Source organism: Lysobacter changpingensis (assembly GCF_017308985.1).
GTDB classification, from domain to species: Bacteria; Pseudomonadota; Gammaproteobacteria; order Xanthomonadales; family Xanthomonadaceae; genus Lysobacter_J; species Lysobacter_J changpingensis.
Genome location: NZ_JADWPE010000006.1, coordinates 1 through 26,639 on the forward strand (window position 1 = coordinate 1; position 26,639 = coordinate 26,639).

General features: G+C 67.5%; 17 protein-coding genes. 9 read left to right on the top strand and 8 right to left on the bottom strand.

The window, feature by feature from the left end; all coding sequences use genetic code 11:
• The first annotated feature begins 505 nt into the window (after positions 1 to 505).
• The 4 genes from I4U41_RS14035 (at position 506) to rpmG (ending at position 3,445) form a co-directional block, all read left to right on the top strand.
• On the top strand, positions 506 to 2,293 hold the full coding sequence (locus I4U41_RS14035; RefSeq protein WP_206862111.1) for a DUF885 domain-containing protein: 1,788 nt from the start codon (positions 506 to 508) through the stop codon (positions 2,291 to 2,293).
• A gap of 52 nt (positions 2,294 to 2,345) precedes the next feature.
• A complete protein-coding gene (locus I4U41_RS14040) occupies positions 2,346 to 2,621 on the top strand; it encodes a DUF2845 domain-containing protein (protein WP_206861802.1) in 276 nt (91 codons plus the stop codon).
• Positions 2,622 to 3,030: 409 nt separating this feature from the next.
• Positions 3,031 to 3,267, top strand: a complete 237-nt coding sequence (gene rpmB / locus I4U41_RS14045) for a 50S ribosomal protein L28 (protein WP_115842765.1) — start codon at positions 3,031 to 3,033, stop codon at positions 3,265 to 3,267.
• 13 nt (positions 3,268 to 3,280) lie between these two features.
• A complete protein-coding gene (gene rpmG, locus I4U41_RS14050; protein WP_115842766.1) occupies positions 3,281 to 3,445 on the top strand; it encodes a 50S ribosomal protein L33 in 165 nt (54 codons plus the stop codon).
• A 277-nt stretch (positions 3,446 to 3,722) separates the two neighbouring features.
• On the opposite strand, the gene I4U41_RS14055 is transcribed toward rpmG, so the two are convergent.
• Together I4U41_RS14055 and I4U41_RS14060 are read right to left on the bottom strand one after the other, a co-directional pair.
• The gene (locus I4U41_RS14055) at positions 3,723 to 6,653 is read right to left on the bottom strand and encodes a TonB-dependent receptor plug domain-containing protein (protein WP_206861803.1); all 2,931 of its coding nucleotides are present in this window, start codon (positions 6,651 to 6,653) and stop codon (positions 3,723 to 3,725) included.
• A 30-nt stretch (positions 6,654 to 6,683) separates the two neighbouring features.
• Complete coding sequence (locus I4U41_RS14060; protein WP_206861804.1) at positions 6,684 to 7,667, bottom strand: helix-turn-helix transcriptional regulator; 984 nt, start codon at positions 7,665 to 7,667, stop codon at positions 6,684 to 6,686.
• Between the two features lie 135 nt (positions 7,668 to 7,802).
• On the opposite strand from I4U41_RS14060, the gene cls reads away from it, so the two are divergent.
• Complete coding sequence (gene cls, locus I4U41_RS14065) at positions 7,803 to 9,221, top strand: cardiolipin synthase (protein ID WP_206861805.1); 1,419 nt, start codon at positions 7,803 to 7,805, stop codon at positions 9,219 to 9,221.
• Positions 9,222 to 9,309: 88 nt separating this feature from the next.
• Positions 9,310 to 12,765, top strand: coding sequence for a NahK/ErcS family hybrid sensor histidine kinase/response regulator (locus I4U41_RS14070; protein WP_206861806.1), 3,456 nt, complete (start codon positions 9,310 to 9,312; stop codon positions 12,763 to 12,765).
• Positions 12,766 to 12,789: 24 nt separating this feature from the next.
• On the opposite strand, the gene I4U41_RS14075 is transcribed toward I4U41_RS14070, so the two are convergent.
• The 3 genes from I4U41_RS14075 to acs form a co-directional block, all read right to left on the bottom strand.
• The gene (locus tag I4U41_RS14075; protein ID WP_206861807.1) at positions 12,790 to 14,112 is read right to left on the bottom strand and encodes a PQQ-dependent sugar dehydrogenase; all 1,323 of its coding nucleotides are present in this window, start codon (positions 14,110 to 14,112) and stop codon (positions 12,790 to 12,792) included.
• 107 nt (positions 14,113 to 14,219) lie between these two features.
• Positions 14,220 to 14,888, bottom strand: coding sequence for a response regulator transcription factor (locus I4U41_RS14080; protein ID WP_206861808.1), 669 nt, complete (start codon positions 14,886 to 14,888; stop codon positions 14,220 to 14,222).
• A 145-nt stretch (positions 14,889 to 15,033) separates the two neighbouring features.
• Positions 15,034 to 16,986 (bottom strand): acetate--CoA ligase, encoded by a 1,953-nt coding sequence (acs, locus tag I4U41_RS14085; RefSeq protein WP_206861809.1) that lies wholly within the window; start codon positions 16,984 to 16,986, stop codon positions 15,034 to 15,036.
• 221 nt (positions 16,987 to 17,207) lie between these two features.
• Here acs and I4U41_RS14090 point away from each other — a divergent pair, with 221 nt between their 5' ends.
• Complete coding sequence (locus I4U41_RS14090) at positions 17,208 to 18,668, top strand: DcaP family trimeric outer membrane transporter (protein WP_206861810.1); 1,461 nt, start codon at positions 17,208 to 17,210, stop codon at positions 18,666 to 18,668.
• Between the two features lie 12 nt (positions 18,669 to 18,680).
• The gene (locus I4U41_RS14095; RefSeq protein WP_206861811.1) at positions 18,681 to 20,348 is read left to right on the top strand and encodes an MFS transporter; all 1,668 of its coding nucleotides are present in this window, start codon (positions 18,681 to 18,683) and stop codon (positions 20,346 to 20,348) included.
• Between the two features lie 147 nt (positions 20,349 to 20,495).
• Here I4U41_RS14095 and I4U41_RS14100 read toward each other — a convergent pair whose 3' ends face one another.
• A complete protein-coding gene (locus tag I4U41_RS14100; RefSeq protein ID WP_206861812.1) occupies positions 20,496 to 20,873 on the bottom strand; it encodes an MmcQ/YjbR family DNA-binding protein in 378 nt (125 codons plus the stop codon).
• 54 nt (positions 20,874 to 20,927) lie between these two features.
• Positions 20,928 to 21,836, bottom strand: coding sequence for a LysR substrate-binding domain-containing protein (locus I4U41_RS14105; RefSeq protein ID WP_242525262.1), 909 nt, complete (start codon positions 21,834 to 21,836; stop codon positions 20,928 to 20,930).
• Between the two features lie 109 nt (positions 21,837 to 21,945).
• Here I4U41_RS14105 and I4U41_RS14110 point away from each other — a divergent pair, with 109 nt between their 5' ends.
• Positions 21,946 to 22,653, top strand: coding sequence for a glutathione S-transferase family protein (locus tag I4U41_RS14110; RefSeq protein WP_206861813.1), 708 nt, complete (start codon positions 21,946 to 21,948; stop codon positions 22,651 to 22,653).
• 74 nt (positions 22,654 to 22,727) lie between these two features.
• On the opposite strand, the gene I4U41_RS14115 is transcribed toward I4U41_RS14110, so the two are convergent.
• Entirely contained in the window at positions 22,728 to 26,429 is a 3,702-nt protein-coding gene (locus I4U41_RS14115; RefSeq protein WP_206861814.1) for an indolepyruvate ferredoxin oxidoreductase family protein, read from the bottom strand.
• Between the last annotated feature and the right edge of the window lie 210 nt (positions 26,430 to 26,639).

Here is a 26,639-nt window from a genome sequence, read left to right on the forward strand (position 1 = left end):
TCGGGAATCGGGAATCGGGAATCGGGAATCGGGAATCGGGAATCGGGAATCGGGAATCGGGAATCGGGAATCGGGAATCGGGAAAGCAAATCACCGGCTCGTTTTGAAGTCCGTCATGCCGGCGAAGGCCGGGATCCTGGCCCGTAAACGCGCGGGCACTCCCTCGCCCGTCGCACCATCTCTCACCGTCATTCCAGCGAAAGCTGGAGCCCATGTTGCTCTTCGTCTTGGTGAGAACGGCGGCGTGAGTGGGCTCCAACGCACCGACCACCCCGCCCCTCACCCCAACCCCTCTCCCGATGGGAGAGGGGCTTCAGAGCCCTCATTCGCGCCGGCATGCCGCTGCGCACCATCGACTTTGCGCCGTCCGCCCGCAGACCTGCCGTGGCGAGGCCGCAACCACGCGGTGCTGCCGCGCCAACGCGACCGCCGTCGCATAGGCCATCCGGCGCATGCCGCGCGCGCGTACGGGATGCGATGATCGGCCGGTTCGCTCGCCCTGGGGATACCCGTGAAACGACTGCTTCTCGCCGCCGCGCTTTCGGCGCACCTCGCCCTCGTCTCGTCCGCCGCCCTCGCCGGCCCGGTCGACGACCGCTTCCAGGCCATCTACAGCAAGGAATGGCAGTGGCGGCAGGAGCAGACCGGCAGCGCCGACGAGGACAACGACGGGTCCAGCGACCGCCACGACCTGCCATCCGTCGATGCCGCCAGCCAGCACGCGCGGCTGAAGGTGTGGGAGGACGTCCTCGAGCAGCTCGACGCCATCGACGTCGCGAAGCTCGAGGCGCAGAACCAGGTGAACTTCGCCGTCTACCGCGCGCAGGTGGAGAACCTCGCCGCCGAGGTGCGCCTGCGCACCTACGAGATGCCGTTCAATTCGGATTCCTCGTTCTGGTCGAACCTGGGCTTCATGACGCGCCGGCCGATGCGCACCGTCGCCGATTACGAGGCCTACATCGATCGCCTGCGCGACGTGCCGCGCTATTTCGACCAGCACATCGTCAACATGCGCGCCGGCCTGGCGCGCGGCTTCAGCGTGCCGCGCGCGGTGCTGGATGGACGCGATGTGTCGATCGCCTCCGTCGCCGAGGTCAAGGACCCGCAGGCGTCGACGTTCTTCGAACCGTTGAAGAAGATGCCGTCGAGCATCCCCGCCGCCGAGCAGGCGCGCCTGCGCGAGGCCGCGGCGGCGGCGATCTCCGATCGCGTGGTCCCGGCCTACGCGAAGCTGCTGACGTTCTTCCGCAACGACTACGTGCCGCACGCACGCAAGACGCTCGGTGCCGAGCAGATGCCCGACGGCAAGGCGTTCTATCGCCAGCAGATCCGCGAGTACACCACGCTCGACCTGGGCCCGGAGGAGATCCACCAGATCGGTTTGAAGGAAGTCGCGCGCATCCAGGCGGAGATGGACGCGATCATCAGGCAGGTCGGATTCAAGGGCAGCTTCGCGGATTTCCTCAAGTTCCTGCGCACCGACAAGCAGTTCTACGCGACGACGCCGCAGGAACTGCTCGATCGCGCGGCATGGATCTCCAAGCGCGTGGATGGCGAGGTCGGCAAGTTCATCGGCACGCTGCCGCGCGGGCGCTTCACCATCGTGCCGGTGCCGCCGGACATCGCGCCGTTCTGGACCAGCGGTCGCGGCGGCGCGGGCACGTACTGGGTGAACACCTACGACCTGCCTTCGCGCCCGCTCTACAACCTGCCCGCGCTGACGCTGCACGAGTCCGCGCCGGGCCATGCGCTGCAGGGTTCGCTGGCGAAGGAACAGGGGGAACTGCCGGCATTCCGTCGCGAGACGTACATCTCCGCGTACGGCGAAGGATGGGGCCTGTACAGCGAGAAGCTCGGCGTGGAGATGGGCATCTACCAGACGCCGTACGAGGATTTCGGCCGCCTGACCTACGAGATGTGGCGCGCCTGCCGCCTGGTCATCGACACCGGCGTGCACCACAAGGGTTGGACGCGCGACCAGGCGATCGCCTACCTGCGCGATCGCACCGCGCTGAGCGAGCATGAGGTGACGACCGAGGTCGATCGCTATATCTCCTGGCCGGCGCAGGCGCTGAGCTACAAGCTGGGCGAGATCACCATCGTCCGCCTGCGCGGGGAGGCCGAAAAGGCGCTGGGCCCGAAGTTCGACGTGAAGGCGTTCCACGACGCGCTGCTCAGCGAGGGTTCGGTGCCGCTGCCGGTGCTGGAGCAGCAGGTGCGGGCGTTCATCGCGAAGTCCGCCGCCGAGGGCGCCGGCGGAAACGTGTCAACCGGCGCGGCGGCAGGGCGTTGACGCCGGACGGGCCCACTCAGCAGAGTGGGCCTCCCACATGGAGGTTTTTCCAATGCGTATCGCGATTGCCATGGTGTTCGCCGTCGCCCTGTTCGGCGCGGCGGGCGCGCACGCCGCCGAGTCGTATGCCTTCGGCAACCGGGTGCTGACCGTCGGCGACAGCGCCGGCAAGCTGGTAGAGCTGGCCGGCACCCCGGTCCACAAGGAGCCGGTGGAGAACAAATTCGGCGCCCATGAGGCGGAGCGCTGGGAATTCCGGCGCGACGACAAGACGCTGTTCGTGACGATCCGGGACGGGAAGGTCGCCCAGATCGACGAGGTTTACTGAGGTCTGATGGGGGGCGGGCGCGCTGGCGCCGGCTCCGCCAGGCAGGACGGACGATGCGCGGCGCTGAGGGCACGCTGCAAGCGGGCTTCGCCTCTCCCGCCCCCGATGACGGTTCTTCGGGGCGCGCGCCAAGACCCCCGAACGCCCGCCCCGCCTACGGTTGCTGCGATCGCCGCGGCTGTGGATAAGTGCTTGCCCGAGGCCCGGATACCGGGCATAATGCGCGGCTCGCTGCGTCCGGTCTGTCCATCAGGACTCGACCGGGCGGGGTCCGGAAGCACGATTCCGTCCCGCCGCCGGCAGCCAGGATTTCACTACCCGTATCGTGCGCCGCCACCGGATGTCCGGGCGCGGAGGGGCCGCCGCCGCCCTGGCCAAGGGCGACACCCCAATACCTTTCGAGGTGCGTATGGCCCGTATCTGCCAAGTAACCGGCAAGCGAACGACGACCGGCAACAACGTCTCGCATGCCATGAACAAGACCCGTCGCCGCTTCCTTCCCAACCTCCACGAGCGCCGCTTCTGGGTGGCTTCGGAGAACCGTTGGATCAAGCTGCGTGTTTCCAGTGCCGCCCTGCGCACCATCGACAAGAACGGCATCGATGCCGTCCTCGCCGACCTGCGCGCCCGCGGCGAGAAGATCTGAGGAGAACTGACCCATGGCTTCCAAGCGCGACAAGATCCGCCTGATCTCCTCGGCCGGCACCGGCCACTTCTACACCACCGACAAGAACAAGAAGAACACGCCGAACAAGATGGAGGTCAAGAAGTACGACCCCGTCGTTCGCAAGCACGTGATCTACAAGGAAGGCAAGATCAAGTGACGTGACGGCCCGCACGCGCGCAGCGCGTGTGGCTTTGCCGGAACGTCATCCCCGCGAAGCGGGGATCCAGCGCCTTCCAGCTTGTTCGAAGCTTCAGCAAGAACCCCGCCGAAAGGCGGGGTTTTTGTTTGGGCGTCGGGTCGACGTGTTGGACGAGTGCTCCTTCTGTCTGCGGTCGACACGGCTCCGCTTCTGGGCTTTGCGCACTGATGCCCGCACCACTCAAAAAGCTACGGCCCCTTTCGGGGCCGTAGCAATCATCACGCTGGATCGTCGATCAGAACCGCTGTGCGTACTTCAGGTAGTAGAAACGGCCGATATCGAAGCCGCCATACATGCCGAAGTCCGAGTTCGGGCTGGTGTACAGGTACGTGCCCTGATGGTCGAACACGTTGTTGGCGCCGATCGAGACGGTCGCGTTCCACGGCGTGTTGTAGCGGAACTGCACGTCATGGAAGGTGTTGGCGCCGGTCTCGTTCGTCGCCTGTGCCAGCGTGTACGACGAGTAGAAGTCCGGATTGTTGCACTCGCCGTCGTACGCGCACGCTTCCTTGATGCCGGAGTAATAACGCGTGCTCCACGTTGCGCCGAAATCGCCCAGGTTCCAATCCAGGCTCAGGTTCGAACGAACGCGGAAGTACGCGTCGCTGTCCACCGACCAGCTGTTCTTCTGCTCGACCGGCGTGACCGCCTCGTTGTCGCGCTTGTATTCCCAGTAATCGATGTACGAGGTCTTCCAGTCGATCGTGAAGTTGCCGATGGACGTCTGGGGCAAGCGGTAGCGGAGGTTGAAATCGTAACCTGCCGTCTCCTGGTAACCGCCGTTGACCAGCGTGACGGTGGCATCGACGATCTCACCCGGAGCGGTTCCGATCGTGCCGGTCAGATCGCGGGTGAAGCCCGAGCACGAGGACGCGATGCCCAGCACGTAGCAGCGATTGAGGATGGCCGTCATCGTTTCGGCGGCAATGACATCGTCGATGCGGATCTTCCACCAGTCGAGGCTGATGTCGAGCCCTTCGGCGAAGCCCGGGCTGTACACGAAACCGAACGTGGAAGACTTCGAGGTTTCGGGCTTCAGGTTCGGATTGGACGTCACCAGGAACGGCGAATCGGCCTGCGTGTTCGGGCCCGCGGCCACCGTGCTCCCCGAGGCGATCTGCCGGAAATCCGCCGGAACGCCATCGGCGACACAGCGCGCGAGCACCTGCGGATTGCTGGCGGCCGAGCCGAAGTTCGTATCGCACGGATCGGTGTAGAACGCGAAGGTCTGCGAGTCGCCACCGTACAGATCGTCCAGCGCCGGAGCGCGGAAGCCGGTCGCGTAGGTGCCGCGGATCAACAGGTCGTCGATAGGACGCCACTTCAGACCGAACTTCCCGTTGACCGTGTCGCCGAACGTGTCGTAGTCGGAGTAGCGGCCCGCCACGTCGATCGACAGCTCCTTGGCGAACGGCATGTCGGCCAGGATCGGTACGTTGAACTCGAGGTAGAACTCGTCCAGTGAGTAGCCACCGGCGGTTACCGCGCCCGCCAGGTCCGTGCTCAGGCCCGACTGCTTCAGCGCGTCGGGTTCGAACCGGGCCTCTTCCTTGCGGTGTTCGTAGCCCATGGCCATGTTGAGGTCGCCCGCCGGCAGGGTCGCCAGCGTGCCGCTCAGGTTGAGGCTGTAGACGTGGGTCGTGGTCTCCGACGTATCGTGCGTCGGCAGGAACAGGTAGTCCTCCAACGCCTGATTGCCGGTGAGGCCACCCGCGCCGGCCTGGCCATAGGGCAGCGCCGGATTCCACGGAACGCATCCGGCGATCACGTTGTCGGCAGTGCCGCAGCGCGCGACCCCGTCGGCGTCGATGAAGCTCGGGCCGAGCGCCGTGCGCGCGTTCGGGATGAAGAGATTGCCCGTGCCCGCCTGCAGTCCCTTGTTCTGGTTGTAGAGATAACCGGCATCCCAGTCCCACGGCTTGTCGCCGATCTCGAACGCGCCCTGCAGCGTGGTGCCGAAACGGTACGTGGTCAGTTCGTTATGCGTCTGCCGCGGCACTTCCCAGGTGCGGCGGACGAACTGCGCGTCGGTGCCGAACGGGTTGTACACATTGTCCGCCGACCAGATGTTGCGGACGCCATCGTTGCTGCTGGTGGACCCGAACGGATAGCCGGCGATCTGCTGCAGCGTGTCGCGGTGCGTATAGAGCGCATCGGCCGTCAGGCGAACCCGGTCGGTGAAGTCGAAGCCGCCGTTGGCGAACACCGAACGACGCTCGATGCCCGTGCGCAGGAACATCGCTTCATTCGTGTTGACCAGATCGAAGTTCTCGCCCTCACCGTAACGGTGGTAGTTCGCCGGATCGCTCGGATCGGCGCCCGGGTCCAGGGTCCAGGAACCACCACCATCCGGAAGGTTGATGCGTCCCTTGTAGGTGTTGCCGCTCCAGCCACTGGAGTCGAGGATCGTGTTGCCATCCTCATCGACGCGCCTTTCCGGAAAACGGTGATAAGGGCCGTTGGGAAAGTGCGAGAACTCGCGATCGCGCGCGTTGACCGGCTCTTCCTGCGAGTATTCGGCGCCCAGCATCACGGAGCTGCGCTCACCCGAGCTGCCCAGCAGCATGTTGTACTGCTGTACTTCGCCGTCGCCTTGGCTGTACTGGCCGATGTAGGCGCTGGCCTCGGCGCCATCGAAGTTCTTGCGGGTGATGATGTTGATCACGCCCGCGATCGCGTCGGAACCGTAGATTGCCGATGCACCGTCGGTCAGCACTTCGATCCGCTCGACCACGCCGGTCGGGATCGAGGCCAGGTCGGCGTATCCGCTGGAGGTGATGCCAAGGCGCTTGCCGTCGAGCAGCACGAGCGTGCGCTCGGGGCCAAGATTGCGCAGATCGACGTACTGCCCGCCCACTTCTTCGCCGGACGACAGCGCGTTGGCGCGGCTGATCGCCGGCGAGCCGGCGGTGGTGATGTTCTGGATGATGTCGCCGACGCTGGTGAAACCCTGCTTCTGGATCTGCTCGCGGGTCATCATGATGACCGGGTTGGCAGTCTCGATGCTCGCCTGACGGATACGCGACCCCGTCACCTCGATCTTGTCCAGCGTGGTCGCGTCCTTGCCCGATTCCTGCGCCAGGGCGAACGTCGGCGCGAGCGCGACCGCGATGCCCGCCGGCAGCAAGCCGACGCGCACGACCGCGCGCATGTTGCGATGCTTCATTTCTCTCTCCAGAGTTCTGTTATGAGCGCGTTAAGGGCGCTGCAAAACCTTAGGGCCCGGGTGGTCCGAGCCGGTTTCCCGTGCGAAGCGGAGAGATTCGCGACCGGCGGCAATGTGGTTTGCGCGCGCGGGAGCGCACGTTTGCGCGCTTTGTCCATCGGTGCCCGGCGTGGAGCTGCGGTAGTCCGACGCGGTCATGCCGAAATGGGCGCGGAAACTGCGCGCGAAGCTGCAGTTGTTGTCGAAGCCGCTGGCGATGGCGACCTCGCCGATGGTCATCGGCGTGGTGGACAGCAGGTTCGCCGCGTGTTTCAGGCGCAGGTTCGCGCAGGCGGCCTGCGGGCTTTCGCCGTACAGGCGATGGAACACCTTGGAGAAGTACCACATCGAGAACTGGGTGCGTTCGGCCAGCTCGGAGATGCGGATGATGCGGTCGCAGTTGCCCTCCATGAAGAGACGGGCGCGCTGCATGCGCTCGAACACCTGCCGCTTGCGCGCCAGCGATGCGCCCGGGCACAACGGGATGCGGCTGCGATCGTCGGCCTGCATGTCCTGCAGGTTGAGCAGCAGCGAGCGCACGCGCGCCTGGTAGGCGGTCGCACCCAGCATGTTGTCGCGATGGCGGGCGATGCGGTACCAGTGGCGGGCGATGTCGCACGCCTCACCGGACGCGACCTGACCGAGTCCCACATGCAGATCGAAGTTGCCGAAGCGCGTCATCGACTTCAGCGCATCCTCGGAGATCGCCATGCCGAGGGTCAGCCCCTGCGCGTCGGCCTGGACGAGTGGCGCCGAATCCTTCGCGAACGCGATCCAGTCGCCGGCGCGAAGATAGAACCGCCCTTCCTTCGCTTCGACCCAGGCGCCACCGCGCATCTGGATCCAGATCGAGAGGTCCTGTCCGTGGTACTCCACGCTGCCCAGGCGGGAGGCACCGATGCATCGTGCCCACTGTCCTTGCGCCGATCCGATGCGCAATAGCTGTCCCCGGTCTGCCCACTTTGCCTTATCCATGGTTATTTATTCCTGCGTCTGGTGGGGGCAGGCTATGAGGACATTCCCACGACACTCCATAGGATTCATTCGCTGGTCAGTTTCTGCTCGACGCGTTGATCGATGCGGAGCTGATGTCTTGCCAGGAGCGCTCGAATGAATTTCGAAATCCACTTCGGCTATTTGCTCTTCCTGTTCGACTGGTTGATCCGTCTCGCCGCACTGGCGTGGATCCCGGTGCGCAGCCCGCCCGCGGCGGCGCGCAGCTGGTTGCTGCTGGTGGGCTTCGTGCCGCTGTTCGGATTGCCGCTGTACCTGCTGCTCGGACATCCATGGCTGGCGACGCAGCGGCGGCAACGGCAGGCGCTCGCATCGCAGCTGATCCGCGATCGCCAGGCGAGTCTTGCGATGCTTCGCTGGACGCCGGCCGCGCACGGCCTCACCTCCGACATCGCGCGGCTCGCCGAACGCCTGGGCGATTTCATGCCGGTGCACGGCAACACCGTCGAACTGCTGGACGATTACGCGACGTCGATCGACGCGCTGGTTGCCGACATCGACGCGGCGCGCGAGGAAGTGCACCTGCTCTACTACCTGATGTTCGACGACGTCGTCGGCCGCGCCGTGTGCGAGGCGCTGCAGCGCGCCAGCGGGCGCGGCGTGCGCTGCCGGTTGCTGCTCGATGCGGTCGGTGCGAAGTCCGGCCTCCGGGCATTCGCCGGGCCGTTGGGGAACGCGGGCGTGGACGTGCGCGCGATGCTCGCCGGCGGCCTGAGGTGGCGCAGCCTCTCGCGCATGGACCTGCGCAACCACCGCAAGCTCGCGCTGATCGACCGGCGCATCGGCTACGTCGGCTCGCAGAACCTCGCCGACGCCGGCTTCGTGCCCGGCCATCCCAATCGCGAGCTGGTCGCGCGCGTGCGCGGGCCGGTGCTGCGGCAGATCGCGGCGTTGTTCGCGAGCGACTGGCTGATCGAGACCGGCGAGCGGCTGGAGATCGGCGATTTTCCAGGCGGCGAAGCGGGCCGCACGCCCGCGCAGATGCTGCCCAGCGGCCCGGCGTATCCGTTCGAGAACGCGCGCAACCTGGTCGTCGCGCTGGTGCAGCGTGCGCGTCGGCGCGTGGTGCTGGTCACGCCCTACTTCGTGCCGGACGACATGACGCTCGGCGCGCTGCGCGTGGCGGCGCTGTCGGGCATCGACGTGCAGCTGGTGCTGTCGATGAGCAACAACCAGACGCTGACGCGCTGGGCGCAGCGGTCCTATTACGACGAACTGCTCCGGGCGGGCGTGCGGATCGCGCTGTACCGCCCGCACTTCCTGCACGCCAAGCACCTGAGCGTGGACGACGAGGTCGCGCTGATCGGCTCGATCAACCTCGACATCCGCTCCTTCGCGCTGAATGCCGAAGCCGGGCTGCTGTGCTTCGATGCGGAGGTGGTCGCCCGGTTGCGCAGGATCGAGGCCGACTACCTCGCCGATGCGCGGCAACTGGAGCTGCACGAATGGCGCCGCCGTCCACGCTGGCACCGCAGCCTGGAAGGCATGGCGCGGCTGGCCGACTCGCTGATGTAGGCGGGCCGGCGCATTCAGCGACCCGGGCCGGACGCGGGCGGCCGTCGGCGTTCTACACTCGCGGCGTGTTCCCTGCAGGGCGGCTTACGTGATCCCAGGCTGGATTCTGCTGCTGGTTTCGGCGGCCTACGTGGGCGTGCTGTTCGCGGTGGCCTATTTCGGCGACCAGCGCGAAACCACGCCGCGGGCGCGCTGGCTGCGGCCGGCGGTGTATTCGCTGGCGCTGGCGGTGTACTGCTCGTCGTGGACGTTCTACGGTGCGGTCGGCACGGCGGCGCGCACGGGGCTGGGATTCCTGCCGATCTACCTCGGCCCGCTGCTGATGCTGCTGTTCGGCTGGCGCATCCTGGAACGGCTGGTGCTGATCTCCGGCGAGCACCGCATCGTGTCGATCGCCGATTTCCTGTCGTCCCGCTACGGCCGCGCGCCGGGCCTCGCTGCGCTGGTGGCGGCGGTCGCGCTGACCGCGGCCGTCCCGTACGTCGCGCTCCAGTTCAAGGCCGTCGCGATGAGCGTGGAAGTGCTGGCCGACGTACGCAGCGACGCCGGCCTGCTGTCGGACCCGGCGTTCTACGTGGCGCTGATGCTGGCCGCGTTCGCGATCCTGTTCGGCACGCGCCAGATCGACGCCACCGAACACCATCGCGGCATGGTGCTCGCCATCGCGCTGGAATCGCTGGTGAAGCTGCTCGCGTTCCTCGCCATCGGCCTGTTCGCGCTGGCGCACCTGCCGGGCACGGGCAACCTGGTCCAGCGGATGGTGCAGGCCGCGCCGGTGGTGACGGCGCAGGGCCTGCCGGCGGGCTTCGTCGCGCAGACGCTGCTGGCGTTCACCGCCATCGTCTGCCTGCCGCGCCAGTTCCACGTCGCCGTCGTCGAATGCCAGGACCCGGCCGACCTGCGGTCGGCGCGCTGGATGTTCGGCGCCTACCTGGTGCTGATCTCGCTGCTGGTGGTGCCGATCACGCTGGCGGGGCAGTCGCTGCTCGCCGGCACGGGCGCGTCGCCCGACACCTACGTGCTCGCGCTGCCACTGGCCCTGCAGCACGAGACGCTGGCGTTGATCGTCTACATCGGCGGGTTCTCCGCGGCGACGGGCATGGTGATCGTCGCCAGCGTCGCGCTCTCCACGATGGTCAGCAACGACCTGATCATGCCGCTGCTGCTGCGCGGTGGCGCGCTGCACGAAAGCCAGGGCATCGACAAGCAGGTGCTGTGGGTGCGCCGCATCACCATCTTCGTGCTGGCGATGATGGCCTACGGCTACCACCGCGGCTCGGCGTACTACGGCGGCGGCGAGGACACGCTCGCGCAGCACGGACTGCTCGCGTTCGCGGCGGTGGCGCAGTTCGCGCCGGCGCTGATCGGCGGCCTGTACTGGCGCGGTGCGAGCCGCGCCGGTGCGTTCTCCGGCCTGTTCGCCGGCACGGTGCTGTGGCTGTACACGCTGCTGCTGCCGGCGCTGGCGCGCGGTGGCTGGTTCGGCACGCACTGGATCGAACAGGGGCCGCTCGGCGTGGACTGGCTGCGGCCGGAACAGCTGTTCGGCCTGCACGGCTGGGATCCGCTCACGCACGGCGCGTTCTGGTCGCTGCTGTTCAACGTCGGCGTGTTCCTGTTCGTCTCGGTGCGGCAGCGTCCGCGTTTGCAGGAGCAACTGCTCGCTGCGCCGTTCCTGGATCCCTACGTGCAGCGTCCCGCGCTCGGCCCCGGCGGTTGGGCCGGCAGCGTGCGCGGCGGCGAACTGCTCGCGCTCGCCGAACGCATCGTCGGCGAACGCCATGCGCGCCGCGCCTTCGAGGAGTACGCACTGCAACAGGGCCGCACGTGGCAGCCGGAACAACCGGCCGACCGCGCACTCGCGCAGTTCACCGAACGCCTGCTCGCCTCGGCGATCGGCGCGGCTTCGGCGCGCCTCACGCTCACCACCGCGCTGCGCGGCTCGGGCATGGAACTGGGCGAAGTGGTGGCGCTGCTCGACGAAGCGAACCAGGAATTGCGCTTCAACCGGCAGATCCTTTCCACCACGCTGGAGAACATCAGCCAGGGCGTGAGCGTGGTCGATGCGGAAATGCGCCTGGTCGCATGGAATCGCCGGTACCAGGAGCTGTTCGAATATCCCGACGGCATGCTGTACGTGGGTCGCCCGGTGAGCGATCTCATCCGCTGGAACGCGGAACGCGGCGAGATGGGCCCCGGCGACATCGACGAGCAGGTGCGTCGCCGCCTGAAGCATCTTCGCGCCGGCGTGCCGCACGTGTTCGAACGCGTGCGCGCGAACGGACAGGTGATCGAGATGCGCGGCCGTCCGCTGCCCGGCGGCTACGTCACGACGTATTCCGACGTGACCGATTACAAGCGCGCCGAGCAGGGCCTGCGCGAAGTCAACGAAACGCTCGAACAGCGCGTCGAATTGCGCACGCGCGAGGCCGAGGCCGCGCAGCAGTCGAAAACGCGCTTCCTCGCGGCGATCAGCCACGACGTGCTGCAACCGCTCAACGCCGCGCGACTGTTCGCCAGCGCGCTGCGCGAAACCAGCGACGTCGCCGAGCAGGCGCACCTGGCCGAACGCGTCGATGCATCGCTGCGCGCCGCCGAGGACCTGCTCGACGGCCTGCTCGATATCTCACGTCTCGACGCAGGCGCGCTGCGCATCGCCATCACCGATTTCGACGTCAACGAGCTGTTGCGCGAACTCGTCGCGCAGTACGCGCCGGTTGCCGCCGGACGCGGACTGCAGCTGCGCGTGCGCGCGCCGGACACGCCGCGACCGGTGCGCAGCGACCGTCGCCTGCTGCGTCGCGCCCTGCAGAACTTCCTCGCCAATGCCTTGCGCTACACGCGCGAGGGCGGCGTGCTGATCGCCGCGCGCATGCGCGAGGGCGCGGTCGAACTGCAGGTGTGGGACACCGGACCGGGCATTTCCGAACACCACCTGGCGCAGATCTTCGATGAGTTCCGCCGCTTCGAGACGCCTTCCGATGCCGGCGAACGCGGCCTCGGCCTGGGCCTGTCGATCTGCCAGCGCATCGCGCGCACGCTGGAGCATCCGCTGCGCGTGCGCTCGCGCGTGAACGTGGGCAGCGTGTTCTCGATCACCGTGCCGTTCGGCCGCGCGATGCACGCCGCGCCGCTGCCGTCGCCGCATGTGACGATGGGCGGCGATTCGCTCGCCGGCCTGCGCGTGCTGTGCGTGGACAACGATCGCGAGATCCTCGACGGCATGCGCAGCCTGCTGCAACGCTGGGGCGTCGTCGCGCTCACCGCCGCGAACGCGGATGAAGCGCTGGCGCGGCTCGACGAGCGGCCGGACGTCGCGCTGGTCGACTATCACCTGCACGACCGGCTCGACGGCCTGGGCGTGATCGACGAACTGCGAGCGCATTACGGCCGCCCGCTGCCGGCGGCGTTGCTGACCGGCGACGGCAGCGACGCGCTCAAGCTCGCCGCGCGCGAGCACGACTGCCGCGTGCTGACCAAACCGGTGAAGCCGGCGTCCTTGCGCGCATTCCTCGCCGCGCAGCGGCAGGCCGTGCACGCGTGATTGCCTTGACGACGCGCGCGATCATCAGCGATTCGACGCGCTGACGCGCCACACCACGTTGCCGACGTCGTCGGCGACCAGCAGCGCGCCGTCGCGTGCGATCGCCACGCCGACGGGACGTCCGCGCGCGTTGAGGTCGGCATCGAGGAAACCGCCGAGCACGTCGACCATCGTGCCGGTCGGCCGTCCGCCATCGAAGGGTACGAACACAACCTTGTAGCCCGACAGTGGCTGCCGGTTCCACGAACCGTGCAGGCCGATGAAGGCGCCGTTCGAGTAACCATCGCCGAGCTTCTGCCCCTGCGCGAACGTGAGGCCGAGCGGCGCGACGTGCGCGCCGAGCGCGAAGTCGGGCTCGCGCGCGGTGGCGACGAGGTCGGGGTTCTGCGGCTTCACGCGCGTGTCGACGTGCTGGCCCCAGTAGCTGTACGGCCAGCCGAAGAACGCGCCACGCTCGACGTGCGTGAGGTAGTCGGGCACGAGGTCGTTGCCGAGTTCGTCGCGCTCGTTGACCACGGCCCACAATGCGCCGGTGTGGGGTTCGAACGCGATGCCGACCGGATTGCGCAGGCCGCTGGCGAACACGCGGCGCGTGCGCGCGGCAGGATCGATCTCCAGGATGGCCGCGCGATCGACCTCGGCCTGCATGCCGTTGTCGGCGATGTTGCTGTTCGAACCGACGCCGACGAACAGCCGCGTGCCGTCCTTCGATGCGACCAGCGTCTTGGTCCAGTGATGGTTGAGCTGGTCGCCGCCGCCGGGCAGGTCGACGACTTTTTCCGGCGCGCCGTTCGCCTGCGTCTGTCCTGTCTCGTAAGGCAGGCGCACCAGCGCGTCGGCGTTCGCGATGTAAAGCGTGTCGCCGACCAGCGCCATGCCGATCGGCGAGGTCAGGTTTTCCGCGAAGGCGCTGCGCATTTCGGCCACGCCGTCGCCATCGGCATCGCGCAGCAGCGTGATGCGGTTCGCGCTGGGCACGCCGGAGCCGGCGCGCTTCATCACCGCGGCCATCACCTTGCCCTTGAGGCCCTTGATGCCGCGCTTGCCCGGCGGCGCGTTGCTTTCGGCGACCAGCACGTCGCCATTGGGCAGCACATGCAGCCAGCGCGGATGGTTGAGTCCGGTCGCGAGCGCCTTCACTTCGAGCCCCGCGGCGGGCGTCGGCGTTTCCACGCCGTCCCAGCCGCGCGCGGGCGCGATTTCGACCACCGGCAACGCCGACGTCTGCGGCGGCACGATCCGCGGGTTGGCGCCGGTGTCCTCGCCTTCACGCAGCTTCGCCTGGCCGCCGCAGGCGGCGAGTGTCGAAGCGAGCACGAGCGTGGCGATCCGAAGCGCCAGGTTCATGGAGAACGGGACTCCATTGCGACTGTTCCGCACGCTGTAGTACCGCAGCGGCGGTGGATCGGGCGTGAGTTGCCTCCGGGCGCCGGACGACGAGCGTGTCGCCGGGCTCAGTCGGCCTCTTCCGGCGGCGGCACGATCGCGCCCGGGTCCAGCGCGAGCCGGCCGGCGATCAGTACGGCCTGCGTGCGATTGCTGGCGCCGAGCTTGCGCAGGATCGCGGTGACATGCGCCTTCACCGTTGCCTCCGACACGCCGAGTTCGTAGCCGATCTGCTTGTTGAGCAGCCCCGCGCCGAGCATCTGCAACACCCGGAACTGTTGCGGCGTGAGATCGCGCAAACGCTGCGCGGCGTCGTGTTCGTCGGCGTGCGCCGCCGGTGCGGAGAGCGCGACCGACGGCGCCCAGCGATCGCCATCGAGCACGCGCGTGATCGCCTCGCCGAGCGTCGCGGCATCGGCGGATTTCGGAATGAAGCCGACCGCGCCGTGATCGAGCGCGCGGCGCATCACCGTGGGCTCCTCGCGCGCGGAGACGACGACGATGGGCAATTGCGGATGCAGCGCGCGCAGGTGCACGAGCGCGCTGAAACCCTGCGCGCCGGGCATGTTGAGGTCGAGCAGCAGCAGGTCGGCGTCGGGTTCGGCTTCGACCAGCGTGTACAGCGCCTCGACGCTGTCGGCCTCGCGCAGCTGCGCGTCCGGCAGCACGCGCGCGACCGCGCCGCGCAGGGCTTCGCGGAAGAGCGGGTGGTCGTCGGCGATGAGGAGGGTGGGCATCTGGTCGGGCTTCTGCTTCCCCTGCTGTCAGGGGAGGTTGGGAGGGTAAGCGGCTCGGGCGCCAGTGACGCAATGACGGCCGGCGATACATCCCTCCCCGTCCCTCCCCTGCACGCGGGAGGGAGTGCTTCCGGGAGGGAAGGAGTTACGAAACCCGCCGCTCGCGCACCAGCGATTCGACCACGCTCGGATCGGCCAGCGTGCTCGTGTCGCCGAGCTGGTCCGGTGCGTTCTCGGCGATCTTGCGCAGGATGCGGCGCATGATCTTGCCCGAGCGCGTCTTCGGCAGGCCCGGCGCCCATTGCAGGTGGTCGGGCGTGGCGATCGGCCCGATCTCCTTTCGCACATGGGCGATGAGCTCCTTGTGCAGGTCGTCGGTGGGCGACTCGCCGGCGATCAGCGTCACGTAGGCGTAGATGCCCTGCCCCTTGATGTCGTGGGGGAACCCGACCACCGCCGCCTCGGCGACCTTCGGGTGCGACACCAGCGCGCTTTCCACTTCCGCCGTGCCGATGCGGTGGCCCGACACGTTGATGACGTCGTCCACGCGGCCGGTGATCCAGTAATAGCCGTCGGCATCGCGGCGGCAGCCGTCGCCGGTGAAGTACGTGCCGGGATACGTGCGGAAATACGTGTCGATGAAGCGGGCGTGGTCGCCGTACACGGTGCGCATCTGGCCCGGCCAGGAATCGGTCAGCACCAGGTTGCCTTCGGCTTCGCCTTCCAGCCGCGCGCCGTTCGCATCGACCAGCGCCGGCTGGATGCCGAAGAACGGCCTGGTCGCCGAACCCGGCTTGAGATCGATCGCGCCCGCCAGCGGCGTGATGAGGATGCCGCCGGTTTCGGTCTGCCACCATGTGTCGACGATCGGGCAACGCGAATCGCCGACCGTTTCGTAGTACCAGCGCCACGCCTCGGGATTGATCGGCTCGCCGACCGTGCCGAGCAGGCGCAGCGACGCGCGCGAGGTCTTCTTCACCGGCTCGTCGCCGTCGCGCATCAGCGCGCGGATGGCCGTGGGCGCGGTGTAGAACAGCGTGACCTGGTGCTTGTCGATCACTTCCCAGAAACGCGACACGCTCGGGTAGTTCGGCACGCCTTCGAACACCAGCGCGGTGGCGCCATTGGCGAGCGGCCCGTACACGATGTAGCTGTGGCCGGTGACCCAGCCGACGTCGGCGGTGCACCAGTAGATGTCGTTTTCGCGCAGGTCGAAGACGACTTCGTGCGTGTAGCTCGCGTAGACCAGGTAGCCGGCGGTGGTGTGCAGCACGCCCTTCGGCTTTCCGGTCGAGCCGGAGGTGTAGAGGATGAACAGCGGGTCCTCGGCGTTCATGCGCTCGGGCGCGCATTCGGTGGGCTGGCCGTCGACGACCGCGTCGTACCAGCGGTCGCGCGGCATCTGCATCTCCACCGCCGAGCCGGTGTGGCGCACGACGAGCACGGTCTCGACCGTGTTGGTGCCGCCCATCTTCAGCGCGGCGTCGACGTTGGCCTTCAGGGGCACCTTCTTGCCGCCGCGCAGGCCTTCGTCGGCGGTGATGATGATGCGGCTCTGGCAATCGGCGACGCGATCGGCGATGGACTGCGGCGCGAATCCGCCGAACACCACCGAGTGGATCGCGCCGATGCGCGCGCAGGCGAGCATCGCGACCACGGCGTCGGGAATCATCGGCAGGTAGATGGTGACGCGATCGCCCTTGCGCACGCCCAGCGAGCGCAGCGCATTGGCCAGCTTGCACACGCGCGCGTGCAGGTCGCGGTAGGTGATGTGCTCGGCCGGCCTGGAGGGATCGTCGTGCTCGAAGATCAGCGCGGTCTTGTCGCCGCGCGTGGCGAGGTGGCGGTCCAGGCAGTTCACGCTCGCGTTGAGCTCGCCGTCCTCGTACCAGCGGATGCGGAAATCCTCCAGGTCGAAGCTGACGTCCTTGATCTTCGTCGGCTTGGCGAACCAGTCCAGCCGGTCGGCGACCTTGCCCCAGAACGCGGCCGGATCGCGCACCGATTCGGCGTACAGGCGCTCGTAGTCCTCGCGCGTCACGAGCGCCTTCGCGGCGAAGTCCGGATCGATCGGATAGACGGCGGCGGGATGGTTCATGGCGGGCGGCTCCGGGACGGCGTGAAAGGCGTTCCGGCCGAAGCAGGCGGCCGGAACGGCCAGTGTGCCGCATTCGCTGTCGGGCCTCATCCACGGGGGTGTAGACGATGGTCGTAGACGGCCCGCGCCTACGACCAATGGGGAATGGTTGTGCAGCGCGATGGCGCCGCAGGCTCGGGCCATGTCGGGCATCCGGTCCGGCGTTCCTTTGGGAGGGAATCATGTCCGCAAGCATTGCCCCGACGTCGAAGGCCGCGTCCCCGCGTCGCCGCCCGCTCGCCGCCGCATTGCTCGTCGCGCTCGCGTTGCCGGGGATGGCCTTCGCGCAGACCGCGAAGGAGAAGGAGCTGGAAGCGCGCGTCGCCCAGCTCGAAGCGATGGTCCAGCAACTGGTGGCGCAGCAGCAGCAACAGCAGAGCCAGATCAGCGAAGTGAAGACGGCCCAGGCCACCGCGCCCGCCGCACCGGCCACGCCCGCGACGGCGACCGCGGCCACGGGCGCGGCGGCACCGATCCAGAGCACGACGATCACGCCGACCGCGAATCCGAACTCGAAGTTCTCCTACGGTGGCTTCATCAAGCTCGATGCGTCGGTCACCTCGACCAACGACGGCGACATTCCCGACGGCACCGTGGGTCGCCTGTTCTACGTGCCCAAGGCGATTCCGGTCGGCCAGGGCGACCTGCGCGAAGGCGGCACCGACACCGACATGGGCGCCAATTTCTCGCGCTTCTGGTTCGGCGTGGACAGCGTCACCGACAACGACGACAAGCTGAAGGCGTACCTGGAGTTCGACCTGTTCGGCGGCGGCAGCACGGCCTTCACCGGCAACGAGGTCGCGACCAACACCTACGCGCTCACCCTGCGCCAGGCCTACGTGCAGTGGAACAACTGGCTGGCCGGCCAGACCTGGACGAACTTCCAGGACACCGCCGCGCTGCCCGACACGGTCGACTTCCTCGGCCCCACGGAAGGCACGGTGTTCGTGCGCCAGGCGCAGTTGCGCTACACCAACGGGCCGTGGTCGTTCTCGATGGAGAACCCGGAAACGGTCTACACGCCGTTCAACGGCAACATGGCGCAGATCGCCGGTGACGACGGCCCGATGCCCGACTTCACCGCGCGCTACACGGCCAAGGGCGACTGGGGCCACTTCGGCGTCGCGGGCCTGGTGCGGCAGCTGAAGTACCAGACCGCGGGCGTCGCCGGAACGCCGACCACGCCGGCGCTTCCGTCGATCGAGGACGAAAGCACCGGCTACGGCCTGAGCGTGTCGGGCAAGTTCAACCTCGGCAAGAACGACGACATCCGCTACATGGTCACCGGCGGCAGCGGCATCGGCCGCTACATCGGCCTGGCGCTGAACAACGACGCGGTGCTCGATTCCACGGGCGACCTGGACAACATCGACGTCATCGCCGGCTTCGTCGGCTGGCGCCACGTGTTCACTCCGAAGCTGCGCATGAACCTGTTCTATTCGCGCGCCGAATACGACCAGGACGTCGACCTCACCGGCCTTGGCATCACCCGGGGCGCGCAGTCCGCGCACGCGAACCTGATCTATTCGCCGCTGCCCAAGCTCGACCTCGGCGCGGAGCTGATCTGGGGCCAGCGTGAACTCGAGAACGGCGACCGCGGCGAGCTCAACCGCCTGCAGACGCACGTCAAGTACAACTTCTAAGGGGGCGAGAACGTGTCCACCATTACCGCAAACACCTCGAAAGAGGGCACGCTCAGCCAGGGGCACAAGAAGGTCATCTTCGCCTCCAGCCTGGGCACCGTGTTCGAGTGGTACGACTTCTACCTGTACGGCTCGCTCGCGGCGATCATCGCCAAGCAGTTCTTCAGCGGTTTGAACGAGACCAGCGCCTTCATCTTCGCGCTGCTCGCGTTCGCCGCGGGCTTTGCGGTGCGTCCGTTCGGCGCGATCGTGTTCGGTCGCCTCGGCGACATGATCGGCCGCAAGTACACGTTCCTGGTCACCATCGTGATCATGGGCCTGTCGACGTTCCTGGTCGGCATCCTGCCGAACTACGCGTCGATCGGATTCGCGGCGCCGGCGATCCTGATCATCCTGCGATTGCTGCAGGGCCTGGCGCTGGGCGGCGAGTACGGCGGCGCGGCCACGTACGTGGCCGAACACGCACCGCACGGCAAGCGCGGCCTGTACACCAGCTTCATCCAGACCACCGCGACGATCGGCCTGTTCCTGTCGCTGCTGGTGATCCTGGGCGTGCGCACGTGGATGGGCACCGAGGCGTTCGAGGCCTGGGGCTGGCGCATTCCGTTCCTGCTGTCGATCGTGCTGCTGGGCGTGTCGGTGTGGATCCGCATGCAGCTCAACGAGTCGCCGCTGTTCCAGCAGATGAAGGCCGAAGGCAAGCAGTCCAAGGCGCCGATCACCGAAAGCTTCTTCTCGAAGAACGGCAAGATCGTGCTGCTCGCGCTGCTGGGCGCGACCGCAGGCCAGGCGGTGGTGTGGTACGCGGGCCAGTTCTACGCGATGTACTTCCTGACGCAGTCGTTGAAGGTGGATGCGACGACGACGTGGCTGCTGATCGCCGCCGCGCTCGCCATCGGTACGCCGTTCTTCATCTTCTTCGGCTGGCTCAGCGACAGGATCGGCCGCAAGAAGATCATCATGGCCGGCTGCCTGATCGCCGCGATCACCTACTTCCCGCTGTTCAAGGGCCTCACCCACTACGCCAACCCGGCCATCGCCGAAGCCAGCGCGAACGCGCCGGCCGTGGTGCACGCCGATCCGCGCACCTGCTCGTTCCAGTTCGACCCGGTGGGCAAGAAGGTCTTCACCAACTCGTGCGACATCGCCACCGCCGCGCTCGCCAAGGCCGGCGTGCCGTACACGATCCAGGCGGCTCCCGCAGGCACGGTGGCACGCGTGACGGTGGGCGACGTCGAGGTCCAGAGCTTCGAAGGCGCGGGCCTGGGCAAGGACGACAGCAAGGCGAAGACCGACGCGTTCGGCACCGCACTGAAGCAGGCGCTCACTGCCGGCGGGTATCCCGAGAAGGCGGACCCGGATCGCATCAACAAGCCGATGGTGCTGCTGATCCTGACCATCCTCGTCATCTACGTGACGATGGTCTACGGCCCGATCGCCGCGTGGCTGGTGGAGCTGTTCCCCACGCGCATCCGCTACACCTCGATGTCGCTGCCGTACCACATCGGCAACGGCTGGTTCGGCGGCTTCCTGCCGACGATCGCCTTCGCGCTGGTGGCGGCCACGGGCAACATGTACTACGGCCTGTGGTACCCGATCATCATCGCGCTGATGACCTTCGTGATCGGCTCGCTGTTCCTGCGCGAGACGAAGGATGTGGATATCACCGCGTACGATTGATCGACGCTCGACCGGGTGACGTTCGATCGATCGCGGTTCGATCGTTGGATGCGACAACGCCGGCCTTGTGCCGGCGTTGTCGTTTGTGGGCCTGGCGATCGCTTCGGTGCTTCGCCTGTGCCAGTGTCGTCCGCGCACGCCCGCGCCTCAGCGGTCCACGAACGCCGCATCGCCCACCAGCTCACGCCGACGCTTCCCACTCAGCGTCCCCAACGCACGCCGATACGACCACGTCACCAGCTCGCGCAGGTAATCCTCCGGCACGCGGCGCACGTCGACGACGGTCACCCAGTACCAGCGTCCCATCCAACGCGCCGGCTTGATGCCGGGCTGGTCGGTGAGTTCTACGAAGCGTTCCGGCGTCGTGCGGAAACTGAAGCGCCAGCGCTCCGGCTCGCTGGTCTTGAAGTAGGCGAAGGTCTTGCCGCCCACCGAGTAGACGAGGATGTTCGACGGTTCGCCGTGCAGCACTTCCTTCGCTGCGGGAAACGACGCGCAGTAGCGCTTGAGCCGGGCGGTGTCCATGGCGGCATTCTCGCGCGTGTCTGCTGACAGCCTGCCGGCAGCAGCCATCCGCGTTCAGCCGTCCTCGCGGAAGTGATCGACCAGGAACTCGACCGTCGCGCGCACGCCGGGCAGCAGGCCGCGCCGGTGCGGCATCACCAGCGTGGTGGTCACCGTGCCGGCGTTCCAGTCCGGCAGCACGCGCACCAGCGCGCCCGACGCGATGGACGCCCGGCACATCCGCTCCGGCAGGCAGGCGATGCCAAGGCCGGCTTCGGCGGCGGCGATCAGCACCGTGGATTCGTTCGCGACCATGACCGCCTGCGGCGCGACCAGCGCGCGCCGGCCGGAACGATCGAACAGCGTCCACGTGGTCAGCAAGGCGCCCGACAGCACGCCGTCGTGCTGCGCGAGATCGTCGGGCGATCGCATCGGCGAACGCGATGACACATACGCGGGCGACGCCACCAGCACGACCGCCTCTTCCGACAGACGACGCTGCACCAGGCCCGAATCGGGAAGCGGCGCGAAATGGCTGCGGATGGCGATGTCCACGCCTTCCTGCGGCAGGTCGACGAAGCGGTCGGACACGTCCAGTTGCAGGCGCAGCTTCGGGTGCAGGCGCGCCAGGCGCGGCAGGCACGCGGCCAGCTGCAACTGCGCCACCGGCACCGAGGCACTGATGCGTACCGTGCCGCTCGGCTCGGCCTGGCGGTCGCGCACGATGGCCTCGGCGGCTTCGGCCTCGATCAGTGCGCCGCGCGCGTGCTCGTAGAAATCGCGCCCCAGCTCGGTCAGGGTGAAGCTGCGTGAGGTGCGATGGATCAGGCGCGCCGACAGTTGTTCCTCCAGCACCGCCACGCGCTTGCTGATCGTCGACTTGGGCAGGGCCAGGCGGCGCGAGGCCGCGGCGAAACCGCCGTGCTCGACGGCGGACACGAAGAACACCAGGTCGTTGAGGTTGAGCACGCGGCCGACATCCATGCATGTGGACGATAAGTCCCGATTCTGCCGGCTACTCGCCCAAAGTCCACAGATCTACCTTTCCGGCTGGCCAGCGCCGCTGGCCGGAGCCCATCAGAGGAGATTCCCCATGACCCCGATCCTGTTCTACGGCGTGCCGTCCGGCTGTTCCTTCGGTTCCATCGTCGCGCTGGAGTGGTTGGGCCAGCCCTATCGCCTGGCCCGCGTCGGCATGCCCGGGGAAGTGACCGGCGAGGACTACCGCCGCATCAACGCCGTCGGCGAGACCCCGACGCTGCGCACCGCCGACGGCGAGTTCCTGAGCGAGAGCATGGCCATCCTCAACCACCTCGGCGCGCGAGGCATCGGGACGAAGCTGGCGTTCGCGCAGGGCACGCCGGAATTCGACCGCCTCAACCACATGCTCGCCTTCCTCAACACCAGCTTCTTCGGCGCCTACGTACCGCTGTGGTACGCGCTGGAACACGGTGGCGACGAGGCCGAGCAGAAAGCGCTGACGGACTTCGGCCGCGCGAAGGTGCGCAAGGTGCACGAGGATCTGTCGGCGATGCTGGGCGACAAGCCGTGGCTACTGGGCGAACACCGCACGCTGGCCGACGCCTACTTCATCGGCATCGCGCGATGGAACGAGTACCACCAGGCCGTCGACCGCCGCGAGTTCCCGAACCTGCAGCGCCTGTTCGACAAGCTCGAAGCGGATCCGGCCGTCGTGTTCGCCCATGCCATCGAAGACCGGCGGCCCGCGACCAGCGCCGGCGGCTTCGTCGGCGAAGTGGCGCTGCGCGACGTGCTGGCGGAACTGCGCCAGGCCGCGTGAGCGACGGCATTCCATGGAAACGCAAAGGGCCCGCGCGAGGCGGGCCCTTTGTCGTCTGACGATGGCGCGGCCGCTTACGCGACCTTCACGATCCGCAGCGGATTGCTCCACTCCTTCAGCAGCTCGGCTTCGCGTGCCTTGGCCTTGTGCAGGTGGTCTTCCTTGACGTGGCCGTAGCCGCGGATGTGTTCCGGGATGCTCGCGATTTCCGCCGCGAGGTCCACGTTCGAACGGTCCAGCTTGCCGAGCAGGCCTTCCACCGTGCGGAAATAGTCCTCGATCAGCTGGCGCTCCATCTTGCGCTCCTCGGTCTTGCCGAAGATGTCGAACGTGCCGCCGCGCAGGAAGCGCAGCTTCGCGAGCCACTTGAACGCGGTGAACACCCACGGGCCGAATTCCTGCTTGATCAGGCGGCCCTGCGCGTCCCTCGATGCCAGCAGCGGCGGCGCGAGGTGGAACTTCAGCTTGTAGTCGCCATCGAACTGCTGCTCCAGGCGGCGCTGGAATTCGCCGCTGGTGTACAGGCGCGCGACCTCGTATTCGTCCTTGTAGGCCATCAGCTTGAACGCGTAACGCGCGACGGCTTCGGTCAGGTCGGTCGTACCGGCGACGTTACGTTCGGCCGCGTGCACCTTCGCGACGAAATCGCTATAGCGCTTGGCGTACTTCGCATCCTGATAGTCGGTGAGGAACTTCACGCGACGCTCGACGATCTCGTCCAGCGAACGCGACAGGCGCTCGTCGTCCAGCGGCATGAAGGCCACGTTGTCGCCGCCATGGGCCGGCACGTGGCGCAGTTCGTCCTCGCGACGCGTCGTGCGCGGTGCGGAGGTGGCGCCCCACTCGTTGCCTTCCCACGCGCCCGGCGACAGCATCGGCAGCGCGCCCGGCGTCGCTTCGGCGAGTGTCGGCGCGTTGCGGATCAGGCCCGCCGCTTCCATCACGGCGTTGGGATCGATCACCGCCAGGCGGCCCCACGCGAACGCGGTCTTGTTCATTTCGATGGCGGCGCCGTTGAGCTCGATGGCGCGCATCAGCGACTCCATCGACAGCGGCACCAGGCCGTGCTGCCACGCGTAGCCGAGGATGAACAGGTTCGTCGCGATCGCGTCGCCCATCAGCGCGGTGGCCAGCTGCGTCGCATCGACGACATGCGGATCGTGGCCGCCGAGGGCGACCTTCACCGCCGAGATGATGTCGGCCGCCGGGAACTGCATGTCCGGACGCGTGGTGAACGTGCCGGGCATCGCCTCATAGCTGTTGAGCACGACGTTCGAGCGGCCCGCGCGCACCTTCGACAGCGCCCAGTAATCGTTGACGACCACCATGTCGCAGCCGAGCACGAGGTCGGCTTCGCCCGCGGCGATGCGCACGGCGTGGATGTCGTCCGGCGTGCGCGCGATGCGGATGTGCGTGGTCACCGCGCCGCCCTTCTGCGCCAGGCCCGTCTGGTCGAGCACGGTCGCACCCTTGCCTTCCAGGTGGCCGGCCATGCCGAGCAGCGCGCCGATCGTCACCACGCCCGTGCCGCCGACGCCGGTGATGAGGATGTTCCAGGGCTGCGAGAGGTCGCTGGCGATCTTCGGCATCGGAAGATCAGCGAGGCGATCCTTCGCGGATGAGCCCCCGCTCTTATTCGGCGCGCCCTTGCGCAGGCCGCCGCCTTCCACCGTCACGAAGCTCGGGCAGAAGCCGTTGACGCAGCTGTAGTCCTTGTTGCAGTTGCTCTGGTCGATCTCGCGCTTGCGGCCGAACTCGGTTTCCTTCGGCAGCACCGAGACGCAGAACGACTTCTTGCCGCAATCGCCGCAGCCTTCGCACACGAGCGAGTTGACCATCACGCGCTTCTGCGGATCGACCATCTTGCCGCGCTTGCGGCGACGACGCTTCTCGGTCGCGCACGTCTGGTCGTAGATGAGGACCGAGGTGCCCTTGGTCTCGCGCAGGCGCTTCTGGATGGCATCGAGTTCCTTGCGGTCATGGAATTCCATGTCGCCGGGGAAGATCTCGCGCTTGCTCCATTTCGCGATGTCGTCGGACACCAGGATGATCGTCTGCACGCCTTCGCTGCGCACCTGGTGCGCGATCTGCGGCACCGACAGCGTGCCGTCGACGGGCTGGCCGCCGGTCATCGCGACGGCGTCGTTGTAGAGGATCTTGTAGGTGATGTTCACGCCGGTCGCGACCGACTGGCGGATCGCCAGCGAGCCGGAGTGGAAGTACGTACCGTCGCCGAGGTTCTGGAACACGTGCGGCGTATCGGTGAACGGCGCCTGGCCCGACCACGTCACGCCTTCGCCGCCCATGTGCGTGAAGGTGTCGGTGCTGCGGTCCATCCACGTGACCATGTAGTGGCAGCCGATGCCGCCCAGCGCGCGCGAACCTTCCGGCACGACGGTCGAGGTGTTGTGCGGGCAGCCCGAGCAGTAGTGCGGCACGCGCGGGAACACGGCGCGCGGCAGAGCGAGTTCGGATTCCTTCTCGGCCATCCAGGCCATGACGTTGCGGATGTGTTCGGAATCGTGGAAACGCTGGATGCGGCGGCCGATGACGCCGGCGATGGTGGCCGGCGTGAGTTCGCCGGTCGAAGGCAGGATCCATTCGCCGTTCTCGTCGTACTTGCCGACGATGGACGGGCGCTGGCCGCTCCAGTTGTACATGTACTCCTTCATCTGGCGCTCGATGAAGGCGCGCTTTTCCTCGACGACGACGATGTCCTCCAGGCCCTGCGCGAAACGCGTGATGCCCACCGGCTCCAGCGGCCAGGTCATGCCGACCTTGTAGACGCGGATGCCGAGGTCGGCGCAGGCCTGCTCGTCCAGGCCGAGGTATTCCAGCGCCTGCAGCACGTCGAGGTACGACTTGCCGGTGGTGACGATGCCCAGGCGCGCACGCGGCGAGTCGATCACGACGCGATCGATGCCGTTGGCGCGCGCGAACGCCTGCGCGGCCTTCACCGCGTACTTGTGCAGGCGCATTTCCTGGTTCATCGGCGGATCGGGCCAGCGGATGTTGAGCCCGCCTTCCGGCATCTCGAAGTCTTCCGGCAGCACGATGCGCGTGGCCATCGGATCGACGTCGACGGAGGCCGACGATTCCACCGTTTCGGCGATCGTCTTGAAGCCCACCCAGCGGCCGGTGTAACGCGACATCGCCCAGCCGACCAGGCCCATGTCGAGGATGTCCTGCACGCCGGCCGGGTTGAGGATCGGCATCATCGCGCTGACGAATTCGTCTTCCGAACCGTGCGGCAGCGTCGAGGAACGGCAGGCATGGTCGTCGGCCGCGAGCGCGAGCACGCCGCCGTAGTGCGACGTGCCGGCGGCATTGGCGTGCTTGAACACGTCGCCGGTGCGGTCCACGCCCGGGCCCTTGCCGTACCACATGCCGTACACGCCCTGCACTTTCGCGCCGGGGAACAGGTTGGTCTGCTGCGTGCCCCAGACCATCGTCGCGCCGAGGTCCTCGTTGAGGCCCGGGGTGAACTTCACGCCGGCGTTCTCGAGGAACTTGCGCGCGCGCCACAGCTCCAGGTCGAAACCGCCCAGCGGCGAACCGCGATAGCCGGAGATGAAACCGGCGGTGTTAAGGCCCGCGGCTTCGTCGCGCAGGCGCTGCATCAGCGGCAGTCGCACCAGCGCCTGCACGCCGGACAGGTAGATGCGGCCCTTCTCGCGGCTGTATTTGTGTTCGAGCGTGTAGTCGGTGTCGAGCACCGAGTTGGTGAGCGCGAGGTTCGCCGAGGACGGCGAGCTGAGTTCGGCGGTGCTGGTCATGCGTGGCTCCGGCGCGACGGGGGTCGCGGGGGTGGCTGCGGACGCCCGGCGTCACGCCTCACGGCACGTGGCCGCGAGGTCGGAATCCCGAGCAAAGACTCGGAATTGTAGCAGTTGGGCACGCTTCGACCGCCCGGCGGGTGCTGGGAAGGGGCGGGAGGTGACGCGGGGCGCCCTGTTCATCAAGACGACGCGGCGCCGTTCGCTTTT